This is a genomic window from Aeromonas sp. MdU4 (assembly GCF_041929505.1).
Classification (GTDB): Bacteria; Pseudomonadota; Gammaproteobacteria; order Enterobacterales; family Aeromonadaceae; genus Aeromonas.
The window spans coordinates 23488-48138 of record NZ_JBHFMW010000027.1; the positions used below are offsets into that span (position 1 = coordinate 23488).

General features: G+C 57.4%; 22 protein-coding genes. 6 read left to right on the top strand and 16 right to left on the bottom strand.

The features are described 5' to 3' along the window. Positions 1–70: 70 nt before the first annotated feature. The 3 genes from brnQ (ACE1BR_RS16160) to ACE1BR_RS16170 form a co-directional block, all read right to left on the bottom strand. Positions 71–1348: a branched-chain amino acid transport system II carrier protein gene (gene brnQ / locus ACE1BR_RS16160; RefSeq protein ID WP_374872240.1), complete on the bottom strand. Its 1278-nt coding sequence runs from the start codon at positions 1346–1348 to the stop codon at positions 71–73. A gap of 405 nt (positions 1349–1753) precedes the next feature. Next, positions 1754–3061: a branched-chain amino acid transport system II carrier protein gene (brnQ, locus tag ACE1BR_RS16165; RefSeq protein WP_374872024.1), complete on the bottom strand. Its 1308-nt coding sequence runs from the start codon at positions 3059–3061 to the stop codon at positions 1754–1756. Positions 3062–3251: 190 nt separating this feature from the next. Continuing rightward, positions 3252–3962, bottom strand: a complete 711-nt coding sequence (locus ACE1BR_RS16170) for a tRNA1(Val) (adenine(37)-N6)-methyltransferase (RefSeq protein WP_374872026.1) — start codon at positions 3960–3962, stop codon at positions 3252–3254. Between the two features lie 118 nt (positions 3963–4080). Between ACE1BR_RS16170 and srmB the strand changes: the two genes are divergently transcribed. Beyond that, a complete protein-coding gene (gene srmB / locus ACE1BR_RS16175) occupies positions 4081–5307 on the top strand; it encodes an ATP-dependent RNA helicase SrmB (protein ID WP_374872028.1) in 1227 nt (408 codons plus the stop codon). A 274-nt stretch (positions 5308–5581) separates the two neighbouring features. Here the strand turns inward: srmB and ACE1BR_RS16180 are convergent, their stop codons facing one another. The 4 genes from ACE1BR_RS16180 to rnr all read right to left on the bottom strand — a co-directional run bounded on the left by ACE1BR_RS16180 (position 5582) and on the right by rnr (position 9940). Continuing rightward, positions 5582–6037 carry a GNAT family N-acetyltransferase gene (locus ACE1BR_RS16180; protein WP_374872030.1) on the bottom strand — a complete coding sequence of 152 codons (456 nt, stop codon included), beginning with the start codon at positions 6035–6037 and terminating at the stop codon, positions 5582–5584. 188 nt (positions 6038–6225) lie between these two features. Further along, positions 6226–6798 (bottom strand): Crp/Fnr family transcriptional regulator, encoded by a 573-nt coding sequence (locus ACE1BR_RS16185; protein WP_374872032.1) that lies wholly within the window; start codon positions 6796–6798, stop codon positions 6226–6228. A 2-nt stretch (positions 6799–6800) separates the two neighbouring features. After that, the gene (gene rlmB, locus ACE1BR_RS16190) at positions 6801–7550 is read right to left on the bottom strand and encodes a 23S rRNA (guanosine(2251)-2'-O)-methyltransferase RlmB (protein ID WP_374872034.1); all 750 of its coding nucleotides are present in this window, start codon (positions 7548–7550) and stop codon (positions 6801–6803) included. Then, the gene (rnr, locus tag ACE1BR_RS16195; protein ID WP_374872036.1) at positions 7547–9940 is read right to left on the bottom strand and encodes a ribonuclease R; all 2394 of its coding nucleotides are present in this window, start codon (positions 9938–9940) and stop codon (positions 7547–7549) included. Before rnr ends, rlmB begins: the two co-directional genes overlap by 4 nt. 134 nt (positions 9941–10074) lie before the next feature. Here rnr and ACE1BR_RS16200 point away from each other — a divergent pair, with 134 nt between their 5' ends. Continuing rightward, the gene (locus ACE1BR_RS16200) at positions 10075–11097 is read left to right on the top strand and encodes a GGDEF domain-containing protein (protein WP_374872038.1); all 1023 of its coding nucleotides are present in this window, start codon (positions 10075–10077) and stop codon (positions 11095–11097) included. Between the two features lie 135 nt (positions 11098–11232). On the opposite strand, the gene ompA is transcribed toward ACE1BR_RS16200, so the two are convergent. Both ompA and ACE1BR_RS16210 read right to left on the bottom strand, forming a co-directional pair. After that, positions 11233–12273 (bottom strand): porin OmpA, encoded by a 1041-nt coding sequence (ompA, locus tag ACE1BR_RS16205; RefSeq protein WP_374872040.1) that lies wholly within the window; start codon positions 12271–12273, stop codon positions 11233–11235. 266 nt (positions 12274–12539) lie between these two features. Then, entirely contained in the window at positions 12540–13571 is a 1032-nt protein-coding gene (locus ACE1BR_RS16210; RefSeq protein WP_374872042.1) for an SGNH/GDSL hydrolase family protein, read from the bottom strand. A gap of 337 nt (positions 13572–13908) precedes the next feature. On the opposite strand from ACE1BR_RS16210, the gene ACE1BR_RS16215 reads away from it, so the two are divergent. After that, positions 13909–14295: a YgiW/YdeI family stress tolerance OB fold protein gene (locus tag ACE1BR_RS16215; protein ID WP_374872044.1), complete on the top strand. Its 387-nt coding sequence runs from the start codon at positions 13909–13911 to the stop codon at positions 14293–14295. Positions 14296–14377: 82 nt separating this feature from the next. Here the strand turns inward: ACE1BR_RS16215 and mltC are convergent, their stop codons facing one another. The 3 genes from mltC to mutY form a co-directional block, all read right to left on the bottom strand. After that, positions 14378–15481 carry a membrane-bound lytic murein transglycosylase MltC gene (gene mltC / locus ACE1BR_RS16220; RefSeq protein ID WP_374872046.1) on the bottom strand — a complete coding sequence of 368 codons (1104 nt, stop codon included), beginning with the start codon at positions 15479–15481 and terminating at the stop codon, positions 14378–14380. A 115-nt stretch (positions 15482–15596) separates the two neighbouring features. Then, positions 15597–15869 carry an oxidative damage protection protein gene (locus tag ACE1BR_RS16225; RefSeq protein WP_374872048.1) on the bottom strand — a complete coding sequence of 91 codons (273 nt, stop codon included), beginning with the start codon at positions 15867–15869 and terminating at the stop codon, positions 15597–15599. A gap of 8 nt (positions 15870–15877) precedes the next feature. Continuing rightward, positions 15878–16930, bottom strand: a complete 1053-nt coding sequence (gene mutY / locus ACE1BR_RS16230) for an A/G-specific adenine glycosylase (protein ID WP_374872050.1) — start codon at positions 16928–16930, stop codon at positions 15878–15880. A gap of 225 nt (positions 16931–17155) precedes the next feature. Here mutY and ACE1BR_RS16235 point away from each other — a divergent pair, with 225 nt between their 5' ends. Continuing rightward, on the top strand, positions 17156–18394 hold the full coding sequence (locus ACE1BR_RS16235) for a multifunctional CCA addition/repair protein (RefSeq protein ID WP_374872052.1): 1239 nt from the start codon (positions 17156–17158) through the stop codon (positions 18392–18394). A 118-nt stretch (positions 18395–18512) separates the two neighbouring features. Here the strand turns inward: ACE1BR_RS16235 and ACE1BR_RS16240 are convergent, their stop codons facing one another. Then, positions 18513–20111, bottom strand: a complete 1599-nt coding sequence (locus ACE1BR_RS16240; RefSeq protein WP_374872054.1) for a BCCT family transporter — start codon at positions 20109–20111, stop codon at positions 18513–18515. Positions 20112–20120: 9 nt separating this feature from the next. Further along, positions 20121–20648 (bottom strand): hypothetical protein, encoded by a 528-nt coding sequence (locus tag ACE1BR_RS16245; protein ID WP_374872056.1) that lies wholly within the window; start codon positions 20646–20648, stop codon positions 20121–20123. 160 nt (positions 20649–20808) lie between these two features. Between ACE1BR_RS16245 and ACE1BR_RS16250 the strand changes: the two genes are divergently transcribed. Next, positions 20809–21288, top strand: a complete 480-nt coding sequence (locus tag ACE1BR_RS16250) for a MarR family winged helix-turn-helix transcriptional regulator (protein WP_374872058.1) — start codon at positions 20809–20811, stop codon at positions 21286–21288. A 71-nt stretch (positions 21289–21359) separates the two neighbouring features. Here the strand turns inward: ACE1BR_RS16250 and ACE1BR_RS16255 are convergent, their stop codons facing one another. Further along, positions 21360–21941 carry a YjaG family protein gene (locus ACE1BR_RS16255; protein ID WP_374872060.1) on the bottom strand — a complete coding sequence of 194 codons (582 nt, stop codon included), beginning with the start codon at positions 21939–21941 and terminating at the stop codon, positions 21360–21362. A 162-nt stretch (positions 21942–22103) separates the two neighbouring features. On the opposite strand from ACE1BR_RS16255, the gene ACE1BR_RS16260 reads away from it, so the two are divergent. Beyond that, complete coding sequence (locus ACE1BR_RS16260) at positions 22104–23048, top strand: D-2-hydroxyacid dehydrogenase (protein WP_374872062.1); 945 nt, start codon at positions 22104–22106, stop codon at positions 23046–23048. A 76-nt stretch (positions 23049–23124) separates the two neighbouring features. Here the strand turns inward: ACE1BR_RS16260 and mepM are convergent, their stop codons facing one another. Continuing rightward, the gene (gene mepM, locus ACE1BR_RS16265) at positions 23125–24462 is read right to left on the bottom strand and encodes a murein DD-endopeptidase MepM (protein WP_374872064.1); all 1338 of its coding nucleotides are present in this window, start codon (positions 24460–24462) and stop codon (positions 23125–23127) included. Positions 24463–24651 lie beyond the last annotated feature (189 nt).

Below are 24651 nucleotides of genomic sequence, written 5' to 3' on the forward strand. Positions count from 1 at the left end.
AAAACTCGGTGCACCACTCACAAAAGAGGCCAGCATATGCTGGCCTCTTTGCTATTCAACAGATTCTGCGTCAGGCAGCTTCTGCGGCCAGCTCTGCACGGGCTCTCACCAGCATGCCGAGACCACAAGCCAACAGGGTTGGTATCAGCCAGGCCAGTCCCTTGTCAAACAGCGGCAGAAAAGCGAATGCATCCATCTTCATGCCCGCAGCACCCAGACCATCCAGACACCCGAACAGGAAGGCAACCGCCAACACGGCACGAAACACCATGCGGGGGCGACTAAAGAACCCCTTCAGGAAGGTGACCAGCACCAGCGCGATAGCCACCGGATAGATGGCCACCAACACCGGAATGGAGAGGGTGATCAGCTGACTCAAGCCTACGTTGGCCACCAGCACGCATACGCAGCCCATCAGCAGGACCCACTTGCGATATGTCCAACCAGCCAGACCATGGAAGTAGTCAGCACAGGCACTGAGCAAGCCGACGGCGCTGGTAAAACAGGCCAGGGTAATGATGGCAGCCAGTATGAGCTGTCCTGGCTGACCAAACAGACTCGACACGTAGGCGTTGACAATGGCACCACCATTGCTGATGTCGGTCGCCACACCCTCTGCACTGTTGCCCAGATAGAACAGGGAAATATAGACAGCCGAAAGACCTGTCGCCGAAATCAGACCCGCCATAGTCAAATACTTGAACTGACTGGGGTAATCTTCGATGCCCTTGCGGCGCAGCAAGCCGATAATGAGCGAGCCAAACATCAGGGAGGCCAGGGTATCCATGGTGTTATACCCCTCAAGCATCCCCTTGATGAGCGGGGCCTCGACATATTCACCGCTGGCCTCTGGCATACCACCCTGCGGAGTCATAAACACACCGATCGCCAGGATCAACAGCATTACCATCAAGGCTGGCGTCAGGTACTTGCCCACCGCATCCAGCAACCGGCCACGATTCAACGACATCAGCATGACCAGCGCAAAAAAGATCAGGCTGTAGAACAGTAATCCGTTCTGGCCGGCCTCGCCCAGCCAGGGTTTTAGCCCCATTTCATAAGCCACCAGACCGGTGCGAGGCGTTGCAAAGGCGGGTCCCATAATGATGTAGATGGCAATGGCCAGTGCAGTGGCCACACTGGGTGGCAGGTAGCGAGTCATCGCTGTCAAACCACTGCAGCCCTGCCCGGCACTACCTCGGGCAACCGCGACCAGAGTGAGCAGAGGAAGTCCGACTGCGGTCAGTAGAAAGCCGACCATAGCAGCTAACAAATGTTCACCGGCCATAAAACCTGCCAGCGGTGGAAAAATAATATTGCCAGCCCCCAAATAGAAGGCAAACGTCATAAACCCCAATCCGAATACGTCGGACAATTTCAATGATTTCGTCAAACCCAACCTCATCTGCCTTATCAGCTTGTTCTTGTTGATTACACCCACTGCCTGGCAGATAACCTGACAACAATACCTTTCATTTCATCCATGGTCCGGATAACCGGACGAGAGCGTCACTTGAGCATAAATAAGAGATATTTGAACTCAATCACACATTAATATCTTGAAATGCCATGCTTGACCAGAATTAATCCCCAAGCAGATGGGATGCAACAAAGCAGGGGAAGATGGCAGCTTCATCACCTTGGGTAACCTGATGGCACAGGATGCCCGAACATCATGCTGCCGAAGATGGCCACCCAGAAAACAGAAGAGCCTGCGCAAGGCAGGCTCTTGTTACAGCAATAGTCAGAGTGATCAGGCTGCTTCGACAGCCAGCTTGTCGGCTGGACGAACTACCATCCCCACGACACAGGCCAGCAAGGTCGGCATCAACCAGGCAAGACCCTTGTCAAACAGCGGCAGGAAGGCAAACGCATCCATCTTCATGCCAGCTGCACCCAGACCATCCAGGCAACCAAACAGGAAGGCAACCACCAGCACGGCACGGAATACCAGACGGGGGCGACCAAAGTAACCCTTCAGGAAGGTGACCAGCACCAGCGCAACAGCAACCGGATAGATGGCAACCAGCACCGGGATGGAGAGGCTGATGAGCTGGCTCAGACCTACGTTGGCAACCACGGCGCAGATGACGCCCAGCAACACCACCAGCTTCTTGTAAGCCATACCGGTCAGGTTATGGAAGAAGTCAGAGCAGGCGGAGATCAACCCCACGGCGGTGGTGAAGCAGGCCAGGGTAATGATGGCGGCCAGAATGAATTGACCAGGCTGACCAAACAGACTCAGCACATAGGCGTTGACAATGGCACCACCATTGCTGATATCGGTCGCCACACCAGCAGCCGTGTTCCCCAGACGGAACAGGGAAACGTAGACCACACACAGACCGGTGGCGGAGATAAGACCGGCGATGGCCAGATACTTGAACTGACTCTCGTAGTCATTGATCCCTTTCTGGCGCAGCAGGTCGACAATCAGTGCACCGAACATCAGGGACGCCAGGGTATCCATGGTGTTGTAGCCTTCCAGGATCCCTTTCACCAAGGGGCTGTTCTGATAGTCACCGGACGCATCAGGCATGGTGCCCTGCGGCGCCACGAATACCCCGACAGCCAGAGCCAGCAACAGCAACATCAACACCGGGGTCAGATATTTGCCGATGGCATCCATCAGCTTGCCCTGGTTCATGGAGACCAGTATGGCGACACCAAAAAAGATCACGGTATAGATAGCCAAACCCATTTGCCCCATATCACCGATAAAAGGCTTGAGACCCATCTCGTAGGCCACCAGGCCGGTACGGGGTGCAGCAAAGGCCGGGCCGATGATGATGTAGATGGCAACCGCCAGTACAGTAGCCACGCCGGCAGGCAGCAGCTTGGTCATCCCCGCCCAGCCGTTACCGGCTTTCGCCACAGCCAGAATAGTAACCAGGGGCAGACCTACTGCAGTGACCAGAAAACCCAGCATCGCCAGGGAGAGGTGCTCACCGGCCAGGTAACCGGCCAACGGCGGGAAAATGATATTACCGGCGCCCAAATAGAAGGCGAAGGTCATAAACCCTAATCCGAGGACATCGGACAATGTGAGTGATTTCTTCAAGTTCAACCTCGTCTGTCTTGTAAATTATTGCTTGTTATAGTTTTTATCGGTCATCGACCAGTGTGTTCAGGGGAGTAAAAAAAAGAGCCCCGCTTGATTTTTCATCTTAACCAGTGGTTTTAGCTGGTCTGAAGCGGGTGCTCGATCTGGAACCAGCATAATGGCGTGAAAAAATAGTTCAAGACGAAATTTACATCTTCAAATAGAAGGGGTTGGTCAGATGGATATATCTGTTGGAATAGCCTCCTTCAGCAGAATGGATCACAATCTCCCCCCTCTCACACCTGTTTAATCCTCTACCAAGTAGCAATAAAACACGATTTGCCTCTTTACCCTCTCTGGTGATAACAGCTGTATAACAAACGCCATACAGATCATAATCTGCCGAGATGCATAAAATTTCATCAGCCATGGCCACAGGAAGCACCAGCGCCACCTGCCCCGCCGGAGCCAGCAAACGATTGCAAGCCGCCAGTAATCCGTGACTGTCGAGGGCGCCGGTATGACGGGCCAACGCCCGCGCCGGATCGCGAAATGACTGGCCTGCCACGAAATAGGGGGGGTTGGAGACGATGAGATCGTAGGGGGCGGCCTGATAATCCTGAATGGCACTCTCTATGATGGTCACCCGATCGGCCCAGGGAGAAGCGGCGACATTTTCCCGGGCCTGACTCGCCGCATTAATATCCAGCTCGACCGCATCGAGGCGGCAGTCAGATCTGCTGCGCTGGGCCAGCATCAGCGCAATGAGGCCGCTGCCAGTGCCAATATCGAGGACCCGCCGCGCCTGTTCGAGCGGGGCCCAGGCTCCGAGCAGGATGCCATCGGTACCTACTTTCATGGCACAACGATCATGATTGATATGGAACTGTTTGAAGGTAAATCCGCGACTACGTCCCATCTGGCCCCCGTCATCTGCAAAAATGGTTGGCGATTATAGCGACTAAGCCACTCTCACCATAGGAGCCGACGAGATAATCGCCTATAATCTGCCGTTTCCTTAATGACCGAGTATTGCCATGAGCCAGTCCTTTGATGATTTCGACCTGCACCCAGCCCTCAACCGGGCCTTGGCCGAGATGGGATTCACCCGCCCCACTACCATCCAGCAGATGGTGCTGGAGCCAGCCCTGGACGGTCGCGATATTCTGGCATCCGCTCCGACCGGTACCGGCAAGACCGCCTCTTTCCTGCTGCCTGCGCTCCAGCACCTGCTGGACTTCCCACGCCGCAAGCCCGGCCCCTGCCGCATGCTGATCCTGACCCCGACCCGCGAGCTGGCGCTGCAGGTCACTGCCCACGCCAAGGCGCTGGCGGCCCACACCAACCTCAGCATCGAAACCATCATCGGCGGCGTCAGCCACGATGAGCAGTTGCCCGCCCTGACCAAGACCACCGACATCGTGGTCGCCACCCCGGGCCGCCTGCTCGAATACATCGAGAAAGAGGAGTTCGAGAGCCACGACATCGAAGTACTGGTTCTCGATGAAGCCGACCGCATGCTGGACATGGGCTTCATCAAGGATGTGAACCGCATCGTGGCCGAGGCGCGCTACCGCAAACACACCATGCTCTTCTCCGCCACTCTGGAAGGAGCTGGCCTGGAGAAGTTCGCCAACGAGATCCTCAAAGATCCGGTTGAGCTGCACGCCGAACCGCCGCGCAGCGAACGTCGCCCCATTACCCAGTGGGTACATCTGGCCGATGACGCAGCCCACAAGCTGGCCCTGCTGATCCATATCCTGAAAGATCCGGAAACCCAGAAAGCCATCGTCTTCGTCAAAACCCGCGAGCGCCTGGCGGAACTCTCCGGTCAGCTGCAAGCCGCAGGCGTACCCTGTGCCTGGATCCGCGGTGAGATGGAGCAGAGCAAGCGTGTCGAGTCGATCCGCAAGTTCCACGCCGGGGAAGTGCCCTTCCTGATCGCCACCGACGTCGCCGCCCGCGGCATCGACCTGCCGAACGTCAGCCATGTCATCAACTACGACATGCCCTACGGCGCCGATGTTTACGTCCACCGGATCGGCCGTACCGGCCGCGCTGGCAACCGTGGCTGTGCCATCAGTCTGGTGGAAGCTCACGACATGGCGATGGTCGCCAAGATCGAACGCTACACCGAAGAGCGCCTCAAGCGCCGGGTGATCGACGAGCTGCGCCCCAAACATAAAGAGGCGCGGGTGCCAGTGAAGAAGAAAAAGCCGGTCGATGGCAAGAAGAAAGCAGCCAAGAAGAAAAAGAAGAAGTGATAGCTAGACGCTAACAAGAAGGGCCATCCCGCGGGATGGCCCTTCTGCATTCTGTGCATCTGGCAAATCGGAGCAGTGTCGCTCCGGGCTCGTCACCGCCGTTGCTGGGCTATTTGCAGCCAGAACGGCTCACTATAAATTTAATTTATGGGTTTTAGCTGAATGCCCTAACCGAAACTTATAGTGACCCTCATCCGGTCATCTGAGCATGAATTTGCCCGTCAGGCGCCCTGCGGAGCCATCGCCCGATCCGGGCAACGAATCTGCCAGCCTGTCAGGCCACCGTCTTGCGCATGCCGATATGGGGGATATCGTCCTCGACATATCCCTCTCCCTCGGCCACAAAGCCATGCTGGCCGTAGAAGCCTTGCAGATGGGCCTGCGCCCCCAACCAGATGCTATCCGAAGGCCAGCGCGCCTCGCACGCCTGCACCGCCTCGCCGATCAGCTTATGACCGAGACCGCCGCCACGCGCCTTGGGTGAGGTCACCACCCGGCCGATGGCAGCGCCACTCTCATCACTAATACCGGGCGCCATGATCCGCGCATAGGCGGCCAGCAGATCGCCCTGATAGCCGAGCAGGTGCCAAACCCCTTCGCGGCGATCGAGCCCATCCAGATCCTGAAAGTGGCAGGTCTGCTCCACCACGAACACCTCGGCCCGCAGCGCCAGCAACTCATACAACTCGTCAGTGGTCAGTTCAGACCAGGGTTTCAGGATCCAGTTCATCGGCAACTCCTTATCAGTTCGGCCTGCCAGCATAATCGTGGCGCCCGCGCCCTGCATTAACCTTTGTTAAGTTCTTTCAGCCGTTTGCAAATGCGGCTCAGGCCGACTGGCGGGCTTGATGCCAAGGCGCACTGTATGAAAGGTCTGAAATCTGGTGGCAACACAGCCCTCATGGCGCATCGGCGACACTACTCCTTGTTCAGCGCTTTCAACCGCTTGCGAATGCGACTAAGACTGATGGGAGTAATGCCGAGATAGGCGGCGATCTGGTGGTCGGGCACTCTGGCATCGAGTGCGGGAAAGCTGTCGAGAAAGTGCTGATAGCGCGCCTGCGGGCTGCCAGTCAGCAGCAACTGCTCCTTCTCCTCCTTGATGCGCAGCTGCACCTCCAGCAGGTGCTGGTACCAGCGCGGCCAGCCGGGCAGCTGGCGCAAGTCGGCCAGACTGAACAGCTGCAGGCGGCAGTGCTCCAGCGCCTCCACGCTGTAACGGGCCGGCTCGCCACTGAGCAGATGGTGGAAGTCGAGAAAATCATCCCCCTCCCAGTAGAACTCCTTGATGTACTCGCGGCCATCCTCCAGCACCAGCTTGGCTCGCAGCAGCCCCTGCTCCACCCTGACCAGCAGATCCGGGCTGTCGCCAGCGTGCCAAAGGCAGGTTTTCGGGCTGAGGGTCAGCGGACGGGCAAAAGAGAGGAGGCGCGCGGCCTCCTCTTTATCTGCGACCTGCGCCCAATCGAAGGGAGGTCTGTCGGTCAGCATGGTTAACCGCGACGCTGACGCACGGCTTCAAACAGGCAGACGCCGGTCGCCACCGAGACGTTGAGGCTGGATACCGCCCCCGCCATCGGGATGCTTACCAGCTCGTCGCAGTGCTCGCGGGTCAGGCGACGCATACCTTTACCTTCAGCACCCATCACCAGCGCCATCGGGCCAGTCAGCTTGGCCTGATAGAGGTCGTGATCGGCCTCACCGGCGGTGCCGACGATCCAGACGCCACGCTCCTGCAACTCGCGCATGGTGCGGGCCAGGTTGGTGACCTGAATGAGCGGCACCACTTCGGCGGCACCACAGGCGACTTTGCGTACCACCGAAGTCAGGCCGGTGGCCTTGTCGCGCGGTACGATCACCGCATGAACCCCGGCGGCATCGGCGCTGCGCAGGCAGGCACCGAGGTTGTGCGGGTCGGTCACGCCATCCAGTACCAACAGGAAGGGCTGGCTCTCTTGTGCAGCCAACTCGTCCAGCAGGCTGGCCAGATCGTGCTCGGCCAGCTTGGGCGCTTCGATCACCTTGGCCATGATGCCCTGGTGATTATTGCCTTCCGCCTTGTCATCAAGGGTCTTGCGGTTCACGCTCTGCACCTTGAGGCCGAGGGATTCCAGCTCGGCCAGCAGGGGTTGCAGCCGGTCGTCATCCCGCCCCTTGAGGGCCCACACTTCGATGAAACGCTCCGGGGTGCGCTCAAGCAGCGCGGATACAGCGTGAATGCCGTAGATCAGTTCAGTACTCATTTAGTGCTCTTGGCCTTATCGCGAGCCTTTTTGCTCGGTCGTCTGTTACTGGGTTTGGCGCGGCCACCCTTGGCGGGTTTGCCGGTATCCTTGCCCTCTTTGCGTTTTTCGTGGCGTTGAGCGCTCTTGGCCTTCTCTTTCTTGATCTCGGCCTGCTTGCGCGCCATCTCTTTGGCATTCTTGCCGGTGGCCTTGAGCGGCTCTTCCACCATCACGAAGTCGATCTTGCGATCGTCCAGATTCACGCCCATCACCTTGACCCGGACCTTGTCGCCCAGACGGTAGCGGCGGCGGAAGTTCTCGCCGATCAGCTGCATGTGCAGCGGGTCGAACTGGTAGTAGTCGTTGGTGAGGGTGCTGACGTGGACCAGACCGTCGATATGGATCTCGGCCAGACGGACGAAGAAACCAAAGCCGGTGACGCTGGCGATCACGCCGTCGAACTCGTCACCCACGTGATCCAGCATGTACTCGCACTTGAGCCAGTCGGCGACATCGCGGGTCGCATCGTCGGCACGGCGCTCGGTCATCGAGCAGTGCTCACCCATCGGGTCCACTTCTTCCATCTGGTAGTGATAACCACCACTCGGGGTCCACTTGTGGCGGAGGTTGGCCTGCTGCTCCTTGGCGGTCTGATACTTGATCGCGCGGTGCAGAATGAGGTCGGGGTAGCGACGGATCGGCGAGGTGAAGTGAGCGTAGGACTTCAGGGCCAGACCGAAGTGACCGATGTTGTCGGCCTGATAGATGGCCTGACGCATGGAGCGCAGCAGCATGGTGGAGAGCAGCTCCGCATCCGGACGCCCTTCAAACTTGGCAGCCAGCTCGGCAAAGTCTTTCGGCTCGGGTTCGAGACCGCCTTTGAGCTCCAGACCCAGTTCGGCCAGGAAGTCACGGAAACCAGTCAGACGCTCTTCACCCGGACGGTCGTGCACCCGGAACAGGGCTGAGGCTTCGTTCTTCTCGATGTAACGGGCAGCAGCTACGTTCGCCTGGATCATGCACTCTTCGATGATCTTGTGAGCATCGTTGCGCACCAGCGGCACGATACGGTCGATCTTGCGCTGGGCGTTGAAGATAAAGCGGGTCTCTTCGCTCTCGAACTCCACCGCGCCGCGCTGATGACGGGCATGCTTGAGCGCCTTGTAGAGGTTGTTGAGCTCTTCAATATGGCCCACCAGCGGGTCATACTGCTGGCGCAGCTTGGGATCCCCTTCGAGGATCGCCGCCACCTTGGTGTAGGTCAGACGGGCGTGGGAGTTCATCACCGCTTCGTAGAACTTGTAGCCGGACATCCGGCCAGCGGCGGAGATGGTCATCTCGCACACCATGCAGAGTCGGTCAACCTGCGGGTTGAGCGAGCAGAGGCCGTTGGAGAGCACCTCCGGCAGCATGGGCACCACGAACTCGGGGAAGTAGACGGAGTTGCCACGCTGATAGGCTTCGGTGTCGAGCGCTGTGCCCGGCTTCACGTAGGCGGAGACGTCGGCAATGGCAACCCACAGGCGCCAGCCGCCACCACGCTTGGCTTCACAGAAGACGGCGTCATCGAAGTCGCGGGCATCTTCCCCATCGATAGTGACCAGCGGCAGGGCGCGCAGGTCGATGCGGCCCTCTTTGGCTTTTTCCGGCACCTGTTCGCCCAGACCGGCGACCTCTTTGGTCACCTCTTCCGGCCAGGTGTGCGGAATACCGTGGGTACGCAGGGCAATTTCGATCTCCATGCCGGGCGCCATGTTCTCACCCAGCACCTCCAGCACGGTACCGACCGCGTTGAAGCGGGCTGTGGCGCGCTGATTGATGCGCACGACCACGACCTGGCTCTGGCGAGCCCCTTTGTTTTCCCCTTCCGGGATGATGATGTCCTGGCCGATGCGGCTGTCATCCGGCACCACGAAACCAACGCCATTCTCGACGAAGTAACGGCCGACAATGTCTGCCTCACGGGATTTGAGCAGACGCACCAGACGCGCCTCCTGGCGGCCCTTGCGGTCGATCTCGGTCGGCTGCACCAACACGTAATCGCCATGCATCAGGCGTTGCATCTCTCGGTTGTTCAGATACAAATCCGGACCACCACCTTCCGGACGCAGAAAACCGAAGCCATCCTTGTGGCCAAGTACATAACCTTTGACCAGATTCAGACGATCCGGCAGGGCATAACACTGGTTGCGCGTGAAGACCAGTTGTCCATCGCGCTCCATGGCACGCAGACGACGACGCAAGGCTTCCAGTGGCTCTTCATCGGTCAATTTGAGGACCTTGGCCAGCTCTTCACGGGACATGGGCTTTTCATGACCCTTGATGAGCTCCAGAATCAACTCGCGACTGGCGATGGGGTTATCGTATTTTTCGGCCTCGCGTTCGAGGAAAGGATCTTTTTGAGACATAAGCAGGCCTTAGGGTAGGTGGTAACGGTGCCATTATATCGGAGGGGGGGGCGAATGGCATCCATCGGCTGCCTTTTGGCCAATCTCTCTGTCATACTATCGTTAGTTCGCAGGCATGATGAGACATAGAACTCATGAGTAAGGATACTTTTGCCCAATCAGCTGCCTATCTCAAACAGGCGGTGCCCTTGATGATCAAGTACCAGATCCCCACGACGCCGGATAATTATCACCTCTGGTACAACTATGTCTCGGCCAGCATGCCCGAGCTCAATCAGGCTATCGATCAGGCGGTCAAGCTGCAGGGAACCTGCTCGCTGACTACCTGCGAGCGACTCTATCACCAATATCTGGCCGCTCAGGACGAGCAGCAGATGGAGGCGATGAAACTCAACCTCGCAGCCATGGCCAACGAACTGGGCCACTCCATGCAGGATGCCATCTCCGATACCGGCATGTTTCAGGAGATGCTCGACAAGAGTTTTGACAAGCTCAGCCGCATTGATGACGAAGGATTCAGCCTGGAAGACACCATGGGGATCCTGCGGGATCTGGTGCGCGAATCACGGGATGTGCGGATGTCGACCATGCATTTTCGCAACCAGCTCAGCAACGCAGAGAAAGAGATCAAGGATTTGCGGGCCGCACTCAACGAGACCCGCAAACTGGCCAACGAGGATGCCCTCACCAGCCTGCTCAACCGGCGCGCCTTCGATCTGGAGCTGGAGGGGCTACTCCGCTGTCATCACCCCTTTTCACTGATCCTCGCCGATATCGACCGTTTCAAGAACTTCAATGATGAATATGGCCACCTGCTCGGCGATCAGGTGCTACGCGCCTTCAGCAAGCGTCTGCGGGAGGCCTGCAAAGAGGGTGTCACTGCCTACCGTTTGGGAGGAGAAGAGTTTGCGCTGATCGTCCCACACCGCTCTCTGGCGCTGACCAGGCAAATGGCAGAAAGTTTGCGTCGCTCTATTGAGCGAATGTCGATCCTCGATCGCAAGTCGGGTCGCCGCATTGATCACATCACAGCTTCGTTCGGGGTGGGTGAATTTAACGGCCAGGAGAGTGCTGACAGCCTGGTAGAACGGACCGACAAATTGCTCTACAAGGCCAAGGAGCTTGGCCGTAATCGGGTAATGCCCCTACCGTCCTGATCTAACCGTCCCCCTGAATGCTTTGCCCAGGAAAATGAAAAGGCCAGTCAGATAATCTGACTGGCCTTTTTAGATGCTTTTCACTGGTTACAGGGCTAGACCCTTACGCCATCCACAAGTGGCTGAGCCAGAGGCTTATTGCTGAGCCTCGGCAACGCCTTCTACCTTCACTTCTACACGGCGATCCGGAGCCAGGCAGACGATCAACTCGCGCTTGGACTTGCTGACGCAGCTGTCACCGGTCACCGGGGAAACCTTGCCACGCCCTTCTACATTGACCTTGCTGGCCGGGATCCCCTTGCCAACCAGATAGTTGGCAACGGTCTGGGCACGCTGCTCGGAGAGCTTCTGGTTGTAGGAGTCAGAACCAATACGGTCGGTGTAACCAATCACGGTGGCAACGCCATCTTTCGGACGAGCAGACTCAATCTGGCTGTAGAGGCTGTCCAGCGCCTGACTGGCTTGCGGCTTCAGAGTTGCCTTGTTGAAGTCAAACAGCACGTCGGAGCTCAGGGTGAACTGCTTCTCGACCATGACCGGCTCGGGAGCAGGTGCCGGAGCAGGGGCTGGCGCAACAACTGGTGCAACCTGACCGAAGCGATAGACGGCGCCCAGCGAGAGCAGGCCGTTGTCCATACGCAGGCCAGTGTTGTCATGGCTGCCATACGGAGTGGAGTATTGATACTCGAGGCGAGCAGCCCAGTCGCGGTTGAAGGCGTATTCAGCCCCCAGAGCACCTACGACAACAAAGCGGCTGTCATCCTTGAAGACATCGCTCTTGGCATCCGCCCAGCCATAACCACCACCAACGCGGCCATAGAGATCCAGGCTATCAGTCACCGGGAAGCCCAGTTTGAGGGTCAGCTGAGCCAGCTGTGCTTTTACTTCATCACTGAAAGCGCCAGCCGTCGTAGTGGCATCGTATTTGTAATTGCCCAGGTAGTCGTAACCCAGCTCCAGCCCCAGATTTTTGTTGATCTGATAACCGCCAAACACACCGGCACCCAGAGCATCATTAGTCTCATTGCCAAGCGTCAGGGCGTTGCTTTCATCAATGCCATAGAAATTGGACCAACCCAGTTTGGCACCGCCATACCAAGTGTTGTCCTGACCGGCAGCCTGGGCATTGGCCGCCAACAAACCGGTAACCAGTAAGGTAATCAATGATTTTTTCATGTCTGAGCCTCTGCAACTTTTATGTAGGAGGAGGTTGATTGATATCACCTCGTCTTATAGGCGCAACCACCCAAAAAGCGATCGCAGCATATCAACGTTAGCCTATTTTCAAGTCACTGATATCAATTAACAAAAAACACTCTAACGCAACTGCGTTACAAAAACAGCAACAAGCGTTTGTTATTTGAACTGATTGTGACGTAAAAAGACGCATTAATAAGAATGCAGGGAAAACAAGGGCCAGCAGAACGCTGGCCCGGGAAGCATCATTGACGGATAAACTCGTAGTTCTGCTCGATAAAATCAGCAACACGCTGACTCAGTGCCCGATGCACTGTCTTGGTCGGATGCACCTGATCCCAGAACATATGCTCATCACAGTTGAGGGAAGATCTGAGGTTTACCTGTGAGCCCACCACAGCCTGTTCCAGTATCGGGTTACCGGCGATCGCCAACTGCGCAGGCAAACTCAAAGCGAGTCCCTCGGCAACGGCTGAAGGCTTGTCGTTAGAGGGCTTCCACACATAGCCGCCATCAAAACAGGCATGCACGGTATCGCTCAGCCCAAACATTTGCGGCTCACGCATCATCTCGTCAAACTGCTTGTCGACCTCGAACAGCTTAACGATGCCAACAGGAGCCAGTTCGTTGGTCAGTGCTTGCAGACGCTGGTTATGATACTTAGCCACATGGCGTACCTTGTCGACCACCTGCATGCTATGTGCCGACGGGGTTTGCCCCAAATCAGGAATGTTGAACAACAATATCTGTTTAACACCTTTTGAAACCAGGTCGTTTGCTACCGTGTGAATGGTTGTCACCACCCGATCCGCATCCTCCTCCTTGTTCCAGCCATAGGCCAGGTAGTCGTTGGCCCCCACCCAAATCACCACCAGATCATCGGGGCGGAACTGGTCTTTTTTAAGGAACTGGGTGACCTCATACTCAAGGTTGTTGATCACCTGATACTTGGGATTCCAGGAATAGGTTCCAAGCCAGCCATTCCAGCGACCAAGGTGGTTATAGGCCACGGCAGTCGCGCCGCCTTCAGCCTCGTTGACCAACTGCAGTCCGGGAAAATGCTCTTGCTGCAAAATTTCCAGCCAAACTGGGCCATTGCTGAAACGCCCCTCGAAATAGGGAGGGCTGGATGGCAGATACCCTTTCATCTTTTTGTACATCTTGCCGGTATCGGAGAGGCTGTCACCAAACATCACGATACGGGAAAAGGCGGGGCGCTCCACCGCCTGAGCGGTCAAGGCCAACAGCCCCAATAAACAAACAAGCCACTTTTTCATATTGTTATTCTCATCGTTCGGCAGGATTCATTCCTGCTCGCTTTCCTCGAGCGGAGGCTTCCATGGGAAGATGGTGCACTCCACTTACACCAGATCAAGACGACAGCTTACCTAGTTGACTAAACCTTCACCTACCATTTCGCACAATGGAATCGTTTGCGCTCACAAAACAGACGCGATTACCTCTTCCACTCATAGCCCGCTACCGAAGTGATCCCTGTCGAGAAAACAGGTGTTTTTGTAATTTATCCCCTCTTTGCACATAAAGACGGTACTTTCACGCTTGTTTCACACCGCTCTCTGCACAATGCCTCCATCCCAACGACAGGAGCATGAAATGAACAAAGCAAGCGCAACCATCATCGGACTGCTGACCCTGATGTCAGTCTCCTCTTTCGCCATGGCGGCCTACACCGGCCCGCAAGAGCAGAACAAAGTCTCGGTCGCACAATTGAAAGATTTGGCTGATGACAGCTGGGCAACCCTGGAAGGGAAACTGGTCAAGCACCTGGGCGGCGAGAACTATCTGTTCCGCGACGCCAGCGGTGAAGTGGAGGTTGAAGTGGATCAGGATGTATGGCGTGGCACCGAAGTGGGCCCGGACGATCAGATCCGCATCCGTGGTGAAGTGGACCACAGCTGGAACAAGACCGAAGTGGAAGTGAAAACCCTGGAAAAAGTGGGCGCAGCCCCGCAGACCAAGGGCGGCTTTATCGCCAAATAAGGCCACTTCAACGACGAACTGGCCAGACGTTAAAAGGGCGCTTGATATCAAGCGCCCTTTTGCATGACTAACGTATCACCGCTTAACCAGCCCGGCTGGCAAAGGTTCGTTTAAACCCCTTTTCGGCCTGATTGACCTTGTAGAGATAGCGACGAGCCTCCGCCTTGGGATGCTGCTCGGTCAGCACCTGATAGACCGCCTCGGGTGAGAGCTGGTTGATCATACCGGGCGCCGCCTTGCGATCACTGGAGAAGGTATTGAGCACGCCACCGGCACCACCGTTATAGGCGGAGATCACCGCATAACGGCGAGAGCGGGGATCCTCGATATCAGCCAGATAGACGGTCTGCAGCAGATGCAGATAGGCGGTACCAACATCGATGTTGTAGGCCGGATTGAACAGATCTTCCCGGGTCGGCTGACCGCTCTTGCCCTTGACCCGCACATAGACATCACGCCCAGCCGTCGCCGGAATGACCTGCATCAGGCCATAAGCGTTGGCATGGCTCACCGCATAGGGGTTGAAGCTGCTCTCGGTCTTGATCACCGCGTAGATCAGACTCTCTGATACGCCGTACTTGCGCGAAGCTTCCCGAATAATCCCGGCATACTTGTAACCACGGCGGTCTTCATGGTTGGCCACCATGGGAATATCGACGAAGAAGATGGTGCGAATACCGAGGGTGCGCTTCTTCATCGCCGTGCTGAGCAGGTAATCGGCGTAGCGCTCGGCGCGCCAGGAGGCGCGGATAGGCTGGCGCTGATTGTCGAGCACCTGACCGTAGAGGAAGGGTTCGCCACCGGTCAAAATTTCCCGGTCGGAGTAAAGATCCACTTCGGCCGGATCATCCGGGGTCAGCAGGGTTTCGATGATGGCACGACGCAAATGCGCACGCGGATCAACGCCAGAGACCGTCTCCACCATGATATGGCCATTAGAGAAGTCGATATGCGCACGGCTCTTGTACTGATCCGTGTATTTGACGTAGTCAAACTTGCCCGCAAACAGCGCCTCCCGCCCCCATATTTCGTTCACGTTATGGGAGAGCGCGCTGATCATGTGTTCAAAACCGCGGATGTCCTTGCCGTTGACCAGATCATCATCCTCGTTCCCGCTGGGCTTGGGAGAGGAGGAGCAGGCAGAGAGAAACAGCAGGGTGCACAGCAGCCAAAAAATTCGGCCCATAAGATCCTCAAACCGGGCAGCCGGGCTGCCCATCATTCATATGCTGCGAGCCAACAGAAGATGGCTATCGATAACCAACCACCATGCCCGCCCGCAGTTACCCCAGGTCTACGGCTTACTGGCTGGGAGGGGTGTAACCCTCGATCTGCACTTCACCCGCTTCAAACAGGTAGCTGACCATCTCTTTTTCCAGCAACTGGCGATGCTCAAGATTCATCATATTGAGCTTTTTTTCGTTGATCAGCATCACCTGTTTTTTCTGCCACTCGGCCCAGGCTTCCTTGCTGATGTTGTCAAAAATCCGCTTGCCGAGCTCACCGGGATAGAGTTGAAAATCCAGACCCGGGCCCTCTTTTTTCATGCGTTGGCAAAATACAGTACGGCTCATGTTGACCTCTATGGTTGTAACTCTGGATAGGCGAGCAGGCGGGCCGTGGCGGCCGCCAGCCCTACCTCGGCAGGATGGCGTAAGTTATACCAGAGTCGGTTATCTGCTTCCATGAGACGCAGCGCAGGGGCTGCGTCAATCTCGATCAGCAGGGGCTGGATATCGAGATGGAAGTGGCTGAATGTATGGCGAAAACCAGCCAGTTCCCGATAACCGTGATGACTCAGGCCAAGGGAAGCCAGCAGACCATCCACCTCCGCCAGCGAGGCGACCTGCGGGAAGCAGTAGAGCCCACCCCAAATCCCCTGCGGCGGCCGCTTCTCCAGCAACAACTCGTCGCCATGGCGGATCAGCAGCATGATGCCATCGCGGGCCGGAATACTCTTTTTCGGCTTGCTGTTGGGGTAGGCAGTCGGGTTGCCTTGCGACAGCCCCTGGCAATCAGCCCGCACCGGACAGCGATCACAGGCTGGCTTGCTGCGGGTACAGATTGTCGCCCCGATATCCATCATCGCCTGATTGTATTGCGCCACCCCCAGCTTGGGAGTGAGCCGGATGGCGATCTCCCACAGCTCGTTCTCCACCGGCTTCTGACCGGGCCAGCCCGGCAGTGCCAGCCAGCGGGTAAGTACCCGCTTCACGTTACCATCAAGAATGGCGTGGGGTTGACCGAGGGAGAGCGACAGCACTGCGCCAGCGGTAGAGCGACCAATACCCGGCAGCGCCATCACCTCGTCAAAGCGCTCGGGAAAGAGGCCGTGGTGATGATCGCGGATCTGCTGCGCCGCCTTGTGCAGGTTGCGGGCCCGAGCGTAGTAGCCCAGCCCGGTCCAGTGGTGCAGCACCTCGTCGACAGGGGCATCGGCCAGCGCCACCACATCGGGGAAACGCGCCATAAAACGCTGGTAATAGGGGATCACGGTGGCGACCTGGGTCTGCTGCAGCATGATCTCCGAGACCCAGACCCGATACGGAGTCTTCTCCTGCTGCCAGGGCAGGCTCTTGCGGCCATGCAGCTCGTACCACTCCAGAACCCGGCTTGCGAAGGTTGATTGATTCACGTTGCTCTCATGTCGTTGATATGTAGGGGACTCTGCGGTTCCTTCGGCTCATCTGGCCAGTTCGGGCATAACGCCATCCCGAAGAGAGTGCCAGCGGTTTGGTGCGGCAGCGTAAGGCCTCGCCACGACCAAGTCAAAGGCGCGATTGCTGATGCCGTGAGCCGGTCGTGGTCAGGCAGCAAAGACGGTATACTCGGCACCATGATTGATGACGGGAGAGACGGTTTGCAGACTTATCTGGTTGGGGGCGCAGTGCGGGATCGCCTGCTGGGATTGCCGCAAGGGGACAGGGATCATCTGGTAGTCGGCGCCACCGTAGAACAGATGCTGGCGCTGGGTTTTACCCAGGTCGGTCGCGACTTCCCGGTGTTTCTCCATCCCAAAACCCAGCAGGAGTATGCCCTCGCCCGTACCGAGCGCAAACAGGGTCAGGGCTACACCGGCTTTGTCTGCCACGCCGACCCCGATGTGACCCTGGAACAGGATCTGCTGCGCCGGGACCTCACCATCAACGCCATCGCCGAGGATGATCAGGGCCAGCTCCATGATCCCTACGGTGGCATCGATGATTTGCAAAAACGGCTGCTGCGCCACGTCTCCCCCGCCTTTGCCGAAGACCCGCTGCGCATCCTGCGGGTCGCTCGCTTCGCCGCCCGCTTCCATGCCCAGGGTTTTGCCATTGCGCCAGAGACCCTCACTCTGATGAGCGAGATGACCGCCGCTGGCGAACTGGCTCACCTCACCCCTGAGCGGGTCTGGAAAGAGCTGGAGAAGGTACTACTGGGACCGACCCCGCAGATCTTCTTCGAAGTACTGCGCCAGTGCGGAGCCCTCAAGGCGTTGTTCCCCGAAATCGATGCCCTGTTTGGTGTGCCCGCCCCGGCCAAGTGGCACCCGGAGATCGACACCGGCATCCACACCCTGATGGTGCTGGAGCAGGCGTGCCGGATCTCCCCGGAATTGACCGTCCGCTTTGCCGCCCTCTGCCACGACCTTGGCAAGGGGATCACTCCCAAAGAGTTCTGGCCCAGCCATCACGGCCACGGTCAGAAGGGGCTACCGCTTATTCGCGCCCTGTGCGAGCGATTCAGGGTACCCAACGAGTGCCGGGACCTGGCGCTGCTGGTGAGCGATCTGCACACCCACATCCACATCGCCTTTGAGCTCAAGCCCGCCACCCTGCTCAAGGTGTTCGACAAGGCCGATGCCTGGCGCCGCCCCGAGCGATTTGCCCAGCTGCTGGATGCCTGCCGCGCCGACTTCCACGGCCGTACCGGTTTCGAGGAGCGGGTCTACGCCGAGCCTGACTACGTGGCCGAAGCGCTGGCTGCCGCCCAGGCGGTGCCGGTGAAAGAGATAGTGGCGGCCGGTTACAAGGGAGAAGAGATCAAGGAGCAGCTCGCCAAAAAGCGGACTGATGCCATCAGCCGCATCAAGGATGAGTGGACCTTTATCGAAGAGTAACCTCGGCCCCATAACAGACGGCCGCCCTGATGATGAACTCCGCAAGGAGAGCATCGCCAGGGCGGCCGTTTTGCATCCAAGTTTATATGTAAAGGGGCGCTAACCCCTGCTGATGGCGTTATGCGGGACCAATTCGCTCCATCAGGCTCATATGGGATGAGCCATCGTGGCGCTTGAGGTTCTGGCGATACTCGAACTGGCGCTGGCTCTCCTGCTTGAGCCCCAACATCAGCGAATAGCACATCGCCAGCATGATCACCGAAAACGGTAGCGCCGCTATGATGCTGGCTGCCTGCAAGGCTGCCAGGCCGCCGGAAACCAGCAGGATGGCGGCAACCAACCCCTGTCCCAGACCCCAGATGGCGCGGTGCAGCACCGGCGGCTCCTGATCCCCGATAGAGAGCAGGGTCGTGATGACCAGCGTGCCCGAGTCACTGGAGGTGATGAAGTAGGTGCAGATGAGCAGGGTCAGCACGGCCTTGGCGATCCAGCCGAAGGTATCCCAGTGCAGCAACTCGACCGTCTGGTAGAGCGCCAGCGTCACATCCTGATTGACCGCAGCCACCACGCCACCACCACCAAACAGCTCCAGATTCATCGCCGTACCGCCAAACACGGTGAGCCAGAACATGCCAAGCAGCGAGGGAACCAACAAGACGCCGAGCACGAACTCGCGGATGGTACGCCCCTTGGAGATGCGGGCAATGAACATGCCGACAAACGGCGCCCAGGCAATCCACCAGCCCCAGTAAAACGCCGTCCAGCTCGACTGCCAGGCCGAGGTGCCGTTGGCCTCGGTGTTGGTCCAGAAGCTCAGTTTGACGATGTTCTGCAGGTAATCGCCGATGTTCTGCACGTAGGCGTTGAGGATGTAGGTGGTCGGCCCCAGCACCAGAAAGAGCCCCAGCACGAATACGCTCAGCCAGATATTGAGCTCGGAGAGGATCTTCACCCCGCGCCCGACCCCGGAGACCGCCGAGAGGGTAGCGATCAGGCTGATGCCGCCAATCAGCCAGAGCTGGTTGGACTGCGACACAGCCATGCCAAACATCTGGTTGAGGCCGGTATTCATCTGGGAGACCCCCAGACCGAGGGAGGTTGCCACCCCGAACACAGTGCCGAACACCGCCAGCACATCAGCGGCGTGACCCCAGAAGCCGTAAATCCGCTCGCCAAGAATGGGATAAAGCACAGAGCGAATAGCCAGCGGCAACTTGCGGCGATAACTGAAAAAGGCCAGCGACAGGCCGACGATCACATAGATGGCCCAGGGGTGCAGACCCCAGTGGAACAAGGTGAGGCGCATGGCGACCTGAGCCGCTTCCGGGGTCATCCCTTCGGTAATAAACGGATTGCCCTGCAGATGGTTCATCGGCTCGGCGATGCTCCAGAACACCAGCCCGATCCCCATGCCCGCGCTAAAGAGCATGGCGAACCAGGCGAAGTAGCCGAACTCCGGTACCTGGTCGTCGTCACCCAGTCGGATGCTGCCAAAACGGCTGAACATCAGGTAGACAGCGAAGAACAGGAACAGGGCGACTACCAGAATATAGTACCACTTGAATCCAGCAATAATCTGATCCTTGGCACCGACAAACCAGGCGGCCGCAGTATCGGGAACAAATACGCCAAACAGCAAAAACAGGGTGATCACGGTGAGGGCCGTCATGGCCATGGTGGGATTGAGGCCTTTCAATAGCCCTTTGCTTGCTCGCATCCAGCCTCCTTAGTCGTTGTTGAAAAAGTCTTCGCCCACATGCTCACCGGCACCACCGATGGCGCGATAAACCAGTTTGCCGGCCGCCTGCTCGCGGTGATCCACCAGCGAAACCGAGGGTTGGCCGTTCACGGCGTGACGCTTGCCAAGGAAGATGGCCATGGGGACGCCCAGATTGGAGACACCGCTGGTGATCCAGAGCCGGTTGAAATCGTAGGAGCCACCGATGAACTCCAGCTGAGCCAGACCGGTATCGAGGCCGGTCAGATAGAAGTTCATGGCGCTTTCGTCAGGAAAGAGGTGCACCAGCACATAGGCGTAGCGCAATTCATTCACCAACTCCTTTAGGTTGAAAGTACCTGTCTCGCTACAGGAGAGCGGCAGTTCGCCATCATAGTGGTGAACCTTGAGGTTGTTGGGGTCTTCATCATAGGCGGGCTGGTAGCGCACAAAGGCAGAAGTATCAGGTAGTTCATAACGAACTCGCACAACTTTCAGGCCGCTGGCCAGAGTCTTTATATCCAGTTCATTGGTCATGTTTACTCCTCTCATGTCAGGTTAAACAGCGCAAAGAGGGGCTAAACTAACACAAAATTAATTTGAACATAAACCATTAGAGTCATAACCATATTGATCTTTCTACCTGCCGAGAGCAGAATTCCTCGCCCCTTTCAACCCGACTCCCGATGCCAACACCATGGAAAAACATGATGAAGTGCTGGTCGCGCTGCGCCAGATCATCCGAGCCATCGACATGCACTCCAAGCGCTTGATCAAGGAGGCGGGCTTAACCTCGCCACAACTCTTGCTGCTCAAAGGGATTGATGAGCTGGGCCAGATCTCCATGCGCCAACTGGCCGACCACACCAACATGAGCCAGGCCACCGCCACCACCATCATGGATCGCCTCGAAAGTCGTCAGTTAGTGCAGCGTATTCGCAGCGATAGCGACAAACGCAAGGTACATGCGACGCTCACCGACGCCGGTCGTGCCCTGCTGGCCGAGGCTCCCACCCCACTGCAAGAGAGCTTTATCCAGCGCTTTCAATCTCTTGAAACCTGGGAGCAGAGTCTGCTGCTCTCCTCCCTGCAGCGTATCTCGGCCATGATGAATGCGACCGAGATCGATGCAGCCCCCGTGTTGAGCGTGCGCCCCCTGACGGCTGAGCAGGCATAGGCTGCTGAAAAATTTCAGGCATAAAAAAAGCTCCCGGTCGGGAGCTTTTGTCTATCAGGAACGGGAGAGGATTACTCTTCCAAGCTGATCCCGATATTGGATACGCCATCCTGAGCGGCAAAGGCTTTGATGGCCAGAATCCGGTCGCTGTCGCGCTCATGGGCAACCCGCTTGAGCAGCTCGACCTGAAACTCCAGCTCGGCTTCCATGTACTCGTGCTCGTAGAGCTCCTCTTCGGTCAGATCCCGCTCTTCCAGCATCTCGATAAAACCGGCAACGGTACCGACGGAGGCATGGCTGGCATCATTGGCTTCTTCGCCGACCCGGCAAATCACCGAGTTGTAGGCACAACCCAGTGCTACGCAGGCATCCAGCGCGGGATAGGCGCCGTAGGATTCAAACTTGCGGGGATCCGGAATATGAGGCTCGAACTCTTCGAGAATGGCTCCCAGATTGACCCGGGATCCCTTGACGGTGAGGTAGGTCCACAACTGATCCAGCGCATGCCGGAAAGCGTCTGCATTGCCAAAGCCGGAGGCCTGACAGAACAGGGCATAGTTGGGGTACATGCGCTCTGCCAGCGCCAGGGTGTAGACGGTCTGTTGCCAAGGCTGTAGCTCGGCCAGTCGCTTATAAAACTTGTCACCAAACACTGGAGTCGGATCCTTTGCAAAATGTGGGGCAGATTGTAGCCCACGAGGGGCGCGGCGAAAACGAAAAAGCGCCCTGGTCGGCTATGTTGCGATATGAAGTCAGGTAAGATGGGACGAGAGCGGCATCTTGTTGCGCCGCAAATTCTGATAAGGAACAAGAGTATGAGCCAACGTACCCTTCTTTTGCTCAGCCAGGATAATGCTCACTACGAACGGCTGCTCAAGGCCGCCAACCTCCCCCATCTGCGCATTCTGCGGGCCGACAATCAGAGCGATGCCGAAAAAATGATTGGCGAGGCCCATATTCTGATGGCCGAACCGGCACGCGCCAAACCGCTGCTGCCCAAAGCCAACAAGCTGAGCTGGTTCCAATCCACCTATGCGGGAGTTGACGTACTGCTCGACCCCGACAGTCGCCGCGACTATCAGCTCACCAATGTGCGCGGCATCTTCGGTCCACTGATGAGCGAGTATGTCTTTGGTCATCTGCTCAGTTTGATGCGCCAAATTCCCCTTTATCGGGAGCAGCAGAGGCAGCGACTGTGGCAAAGCCACCCCTATCAGGGGCTCAAGGGACGGACCATGCTGATCCTGGGAACCGGCAGCATTGGTCAGCATATCGCTCATACCGGTAAACACTTTGGCATGAAGGTGCTCGGCATCAGTCGCAGCGGTCGGGAGCGTGCCGGATTTGACCAGGTCTACCAACTGCCAGCGCTCAACAAGATCCTGACACAGGCCGATGTCATCGTCAGCGTGTTGCCAGCGACCCGCGATACCCGCCATCTGTTCAATGCCGCGCGCTTCGAACACTGCAAGCCGGGCGCCATTCTGTTCAACGTCGGCCGCGGCAGCGCTGTCCACTCCGGTGATCTGCTCACCGCCCTGCGTACCGGCAAGCTGGCAATGGCGGTGCTGGATGTGTTCGAGCAGGAACCGCTGCCTGCCGACAGCCCGTTGTGGGGCCAACCCAATCTCATCGTCACGCCCCATAACAGTGCCTACAGCTTCCCCGAGGATGTGGCCCAGATCTTTGTCCGCAACTACATCCGCTTTATCGACGGCCAGCCGCTCGATGGCAAGATCGACTTCGATAAGGGCTACTGATCCCAAGGCCTTGCCACAAAAAAGAGAGGCCCCGCCAATTGGCGGGGCCTCTTTGTTTCGCGTCCGGAAGGCGGTATTAACTCGCCTCCAGCTCCTTGCGGTAGCTCTTCACCTTGGCCAGGAACTGACGACGCTCCTTGCCACTGAGTGGTTCAGCCATCGGCAGCTTGGCGGTCATGGCATTGACCGGGCGGTTGTTGATCCGCAACTCGTAGTGCAGGTGAGCACCGGTAGAGCGACCGGTATTGCCGGAAAGGCCGATCTTGTCGCCCATCTTCACTCGCTGTCCCGGCTTGACCAGCAGCTTGCTCAGGTGCAGATAACGGGTCGCCAAGGTGCGGCCATGCTTGATCACCACATAGGTCCCGGCCAATGGGTGGCTGGTTGCCTTCTGAACGACACCATCGCCAGTCGCCAGTACTGGCGTACCCACCGGCACCGCAAAGTCAGTCCCTTCATGGGGGCGAATCGCGCCGGTCACCGGATGTTTGCGTGCTGGGTTGAAACTGGAGCTGATCCGGTAACGACTATGAGTAGGATAACGACGGAAACCGCGCTCCAGGCTGTTACCCTGGCCGTCATAATAGTTGCCGTCATCGGAGAGCCAGGCAGAGACAGTTTTACCTTGGCTGGTCACCTCAACCCCGAGCAGTTGGCTATTGCCGGTGCTCTTGCCTTCAACCGTCTCCTGACGCACCAGCACCTTGAACTTGTCACCCTTCTGCAGATCCTGGGCGAAATTCATCCGCCACTGGAACAGGTTGGCAATCTTCTGGATATGGTTGGCCGGAATGCCTGCATTGCGGGCACTGACATAGAAACTGCCGTTGATAGCGCCGTTGTAACGCTGCGGCTGCCACTCGACCTTCTCGTTGATCATGGAGGCGGTATAGGCGTCATCACTGCGCGCCATCACCAGCGTCTGCTTGATGTTCAGACGAATTTTGAGCTGTTGCAGGATGTTGTCCTGATCGATCAGCAACTCGATGTTTTGTCCCGGTTTTAAACGGGCCAATTCGTTCTTGGTGTCCGCATCCAGCACCTTGTAAAGGGTGGTGGTCGAAAGCCCCAGATTGTTGAAGATGGCGGTCAGGTTTTCGCCATTGCGCACCCGGTAATCCTGCCACTGGGGTGTGCTATCAACCGGAATGTCATCCTCTGCGGCACTTTGATCAACCAGTTCATGATCGGGGATTTCGTTAAAATCGGTATTGTTTTCGTTGGTTGCGTTACCGGCGGTATCAATTGGCAACTCAAGCCGTAGAGGCCGCTCCAGAATGTCACCCGGAGCTGGCAATAATGCCACTGCTGACAGGGTCATCGCCGTCAGCATCAGCATCGCATAAAAGTGTTTGCGGGGAACCGGTGGTTCCCAATTGGTAGCCTGTACTACCAAGGGACGGAGACGTTTCATCCGCTATCCTGTATCTAGATCAAAAGGGTGTGAGTCGCGATGTCAGTTGTGACAAAACCGCATAAAACTGTTTGTTGGACAAACAAAGAAGCAAATAGTTCATCGCAATCTGCATGAACTTCACATTTTATGCATAACCTGCCCGGATGGGCAGAAATGATCGTCTTTTTTAACCATTTTTTCCTATTT

What these genes read in the sequence shown, in the direction of transcription:
- ACE1BR_RS16260 (WP_374872062.1), top strand. Translation starts at nt 22,104, where the DNA reads ATGAGCCAACGTACCCTTCTTTTGCTCAGCCAGGATAATGCTCACTAC.
- ACE1BR_RS16250 (WP_374872058.1), top strand. Translation starts at nt 20,809, where the DNA reads ATGGAAAAACATGATGAAGTGCTGGTCGCGCTGCGCCAGATCATCCGA.
- ACE1BR_RS16170 (WP_374872026.1), bottom strand. Translation starts at nt 3,962, where the DNA reads ATGGGACGTAGTCGCGGATTTACCTTCAAACAGTTCCATATCAATCAT.
- rnr (WP_374872036.1), bottom strand. Translation starts at nt 9,940, where the DNA reads ATGTCTCAAAAAGATCCTTTCCTCGAACGCGAGGCCGAAAAATACGAT.
- ACE1BR_RS16215 (WP_374872044.1), top strand. Translation starts at nt 13,909, where the DNA reads ATGAACAAAGCAAGCGCAACCATCATCGGACTGCTGACCCTGATGTCA.
- ACE1BR_RS16225 (WP_374872048.1), bottom strand. Translation starts at nt 15,869, where the DNA reads ATGAGCCGTACTGTATTTTGCCAACGCATGAAAAAAGAGGGCCCGGGT.
- ACE1BR_RS16200 (WP_374872038.1), top strand. Translation starts at nt 10,075, where the DNA reads ATGAGTAAGGATACTTTTGCCCAATCAGCTGCCTATCTCAAACAGGCG.
- ACE1BR_RS16180 (WP_374872030.1), bottom strand. Translation starts at nt 6,037, where the DNA reads ATGAACTGGATCCTGAAACCCTGGTCTGAACTGACCACTGACGAGTTG.
- ACE1BR_RS16245 (WP_374872056.1), bottom strand. Translation starts at nt 20,648, where the DNA reads ATGACCAATGAACTGGATATAAAGACTCTGGCCAGCGGCCTGAAAGTT.
- ACE1BR_RS16210 (WP_374872042.1), bottom strand. Translation starts at nt 13,571, where the DNA reads ATGAAAAAGTGGCTTGTTTGTTTATTGGGGCTGTTGGCCTTGACCGCT.
- srmB (WP_374872028.1), top strand. Translation starts at nt 4,081, where the DNA reads ATGAGCCAGTCCTTTGATGATTTCGACCTGCACCCAGCCCTCAACCGG.
- ACE1BR_RS16240 (WP_374872054.1), bottom strand. Translation starts at nt 20,111, where the DNA reads ATGCGAGCAAGCAAAGGGCTATTGAAAGGCCTCAATCCCACCATGGCC.
- mltC (WP_374872046.1), bottom strand. Translation starts at nt 15,481, where the DNA reads ATGGGCCGAATTTTTTGGCTGCTGTGCACCCTGCTGTTTCTCTCTGCC.
- rlmB (WP_374872034.1), bottom strand. Translation starts at nt 7,550, where the DNA reads ATGAGTACTGAACTGATCTACGGCATTCACGCTGTATCCGCGCTGCTT.
- brnQ (WP_374872240.1), bottom strand. Translation starts at nt 1,348, where the DNA reads ATGACGTTTGCCTTCTATTTGGGGGCTGGCAATATTATTTTTCCACCG.
- ompA (WP_374872040.1), bottom strand. Translation starts at nt 12,273, where the DNA reads ATGAAAAAATCATTGATTACCTTACTGGTTACCGGTTTGTTGGCGGCC.
- mepM (WP_374872064.1), bottom strand. Translation starts at nt 24,462, where the DNA reads ATGAAACGTCTCCGTCCCTTGGTAGTACAGGCTACCAATTGGGAACCA.
- ACE1BR_RS16185 (WP_374872032.1), bottom strand. Translation starts at nt 6,798, where the DNA reads ATGCTGACCGACAGACCTCCCTTCGATTGGGCGCAGGTCGCAGATAAA.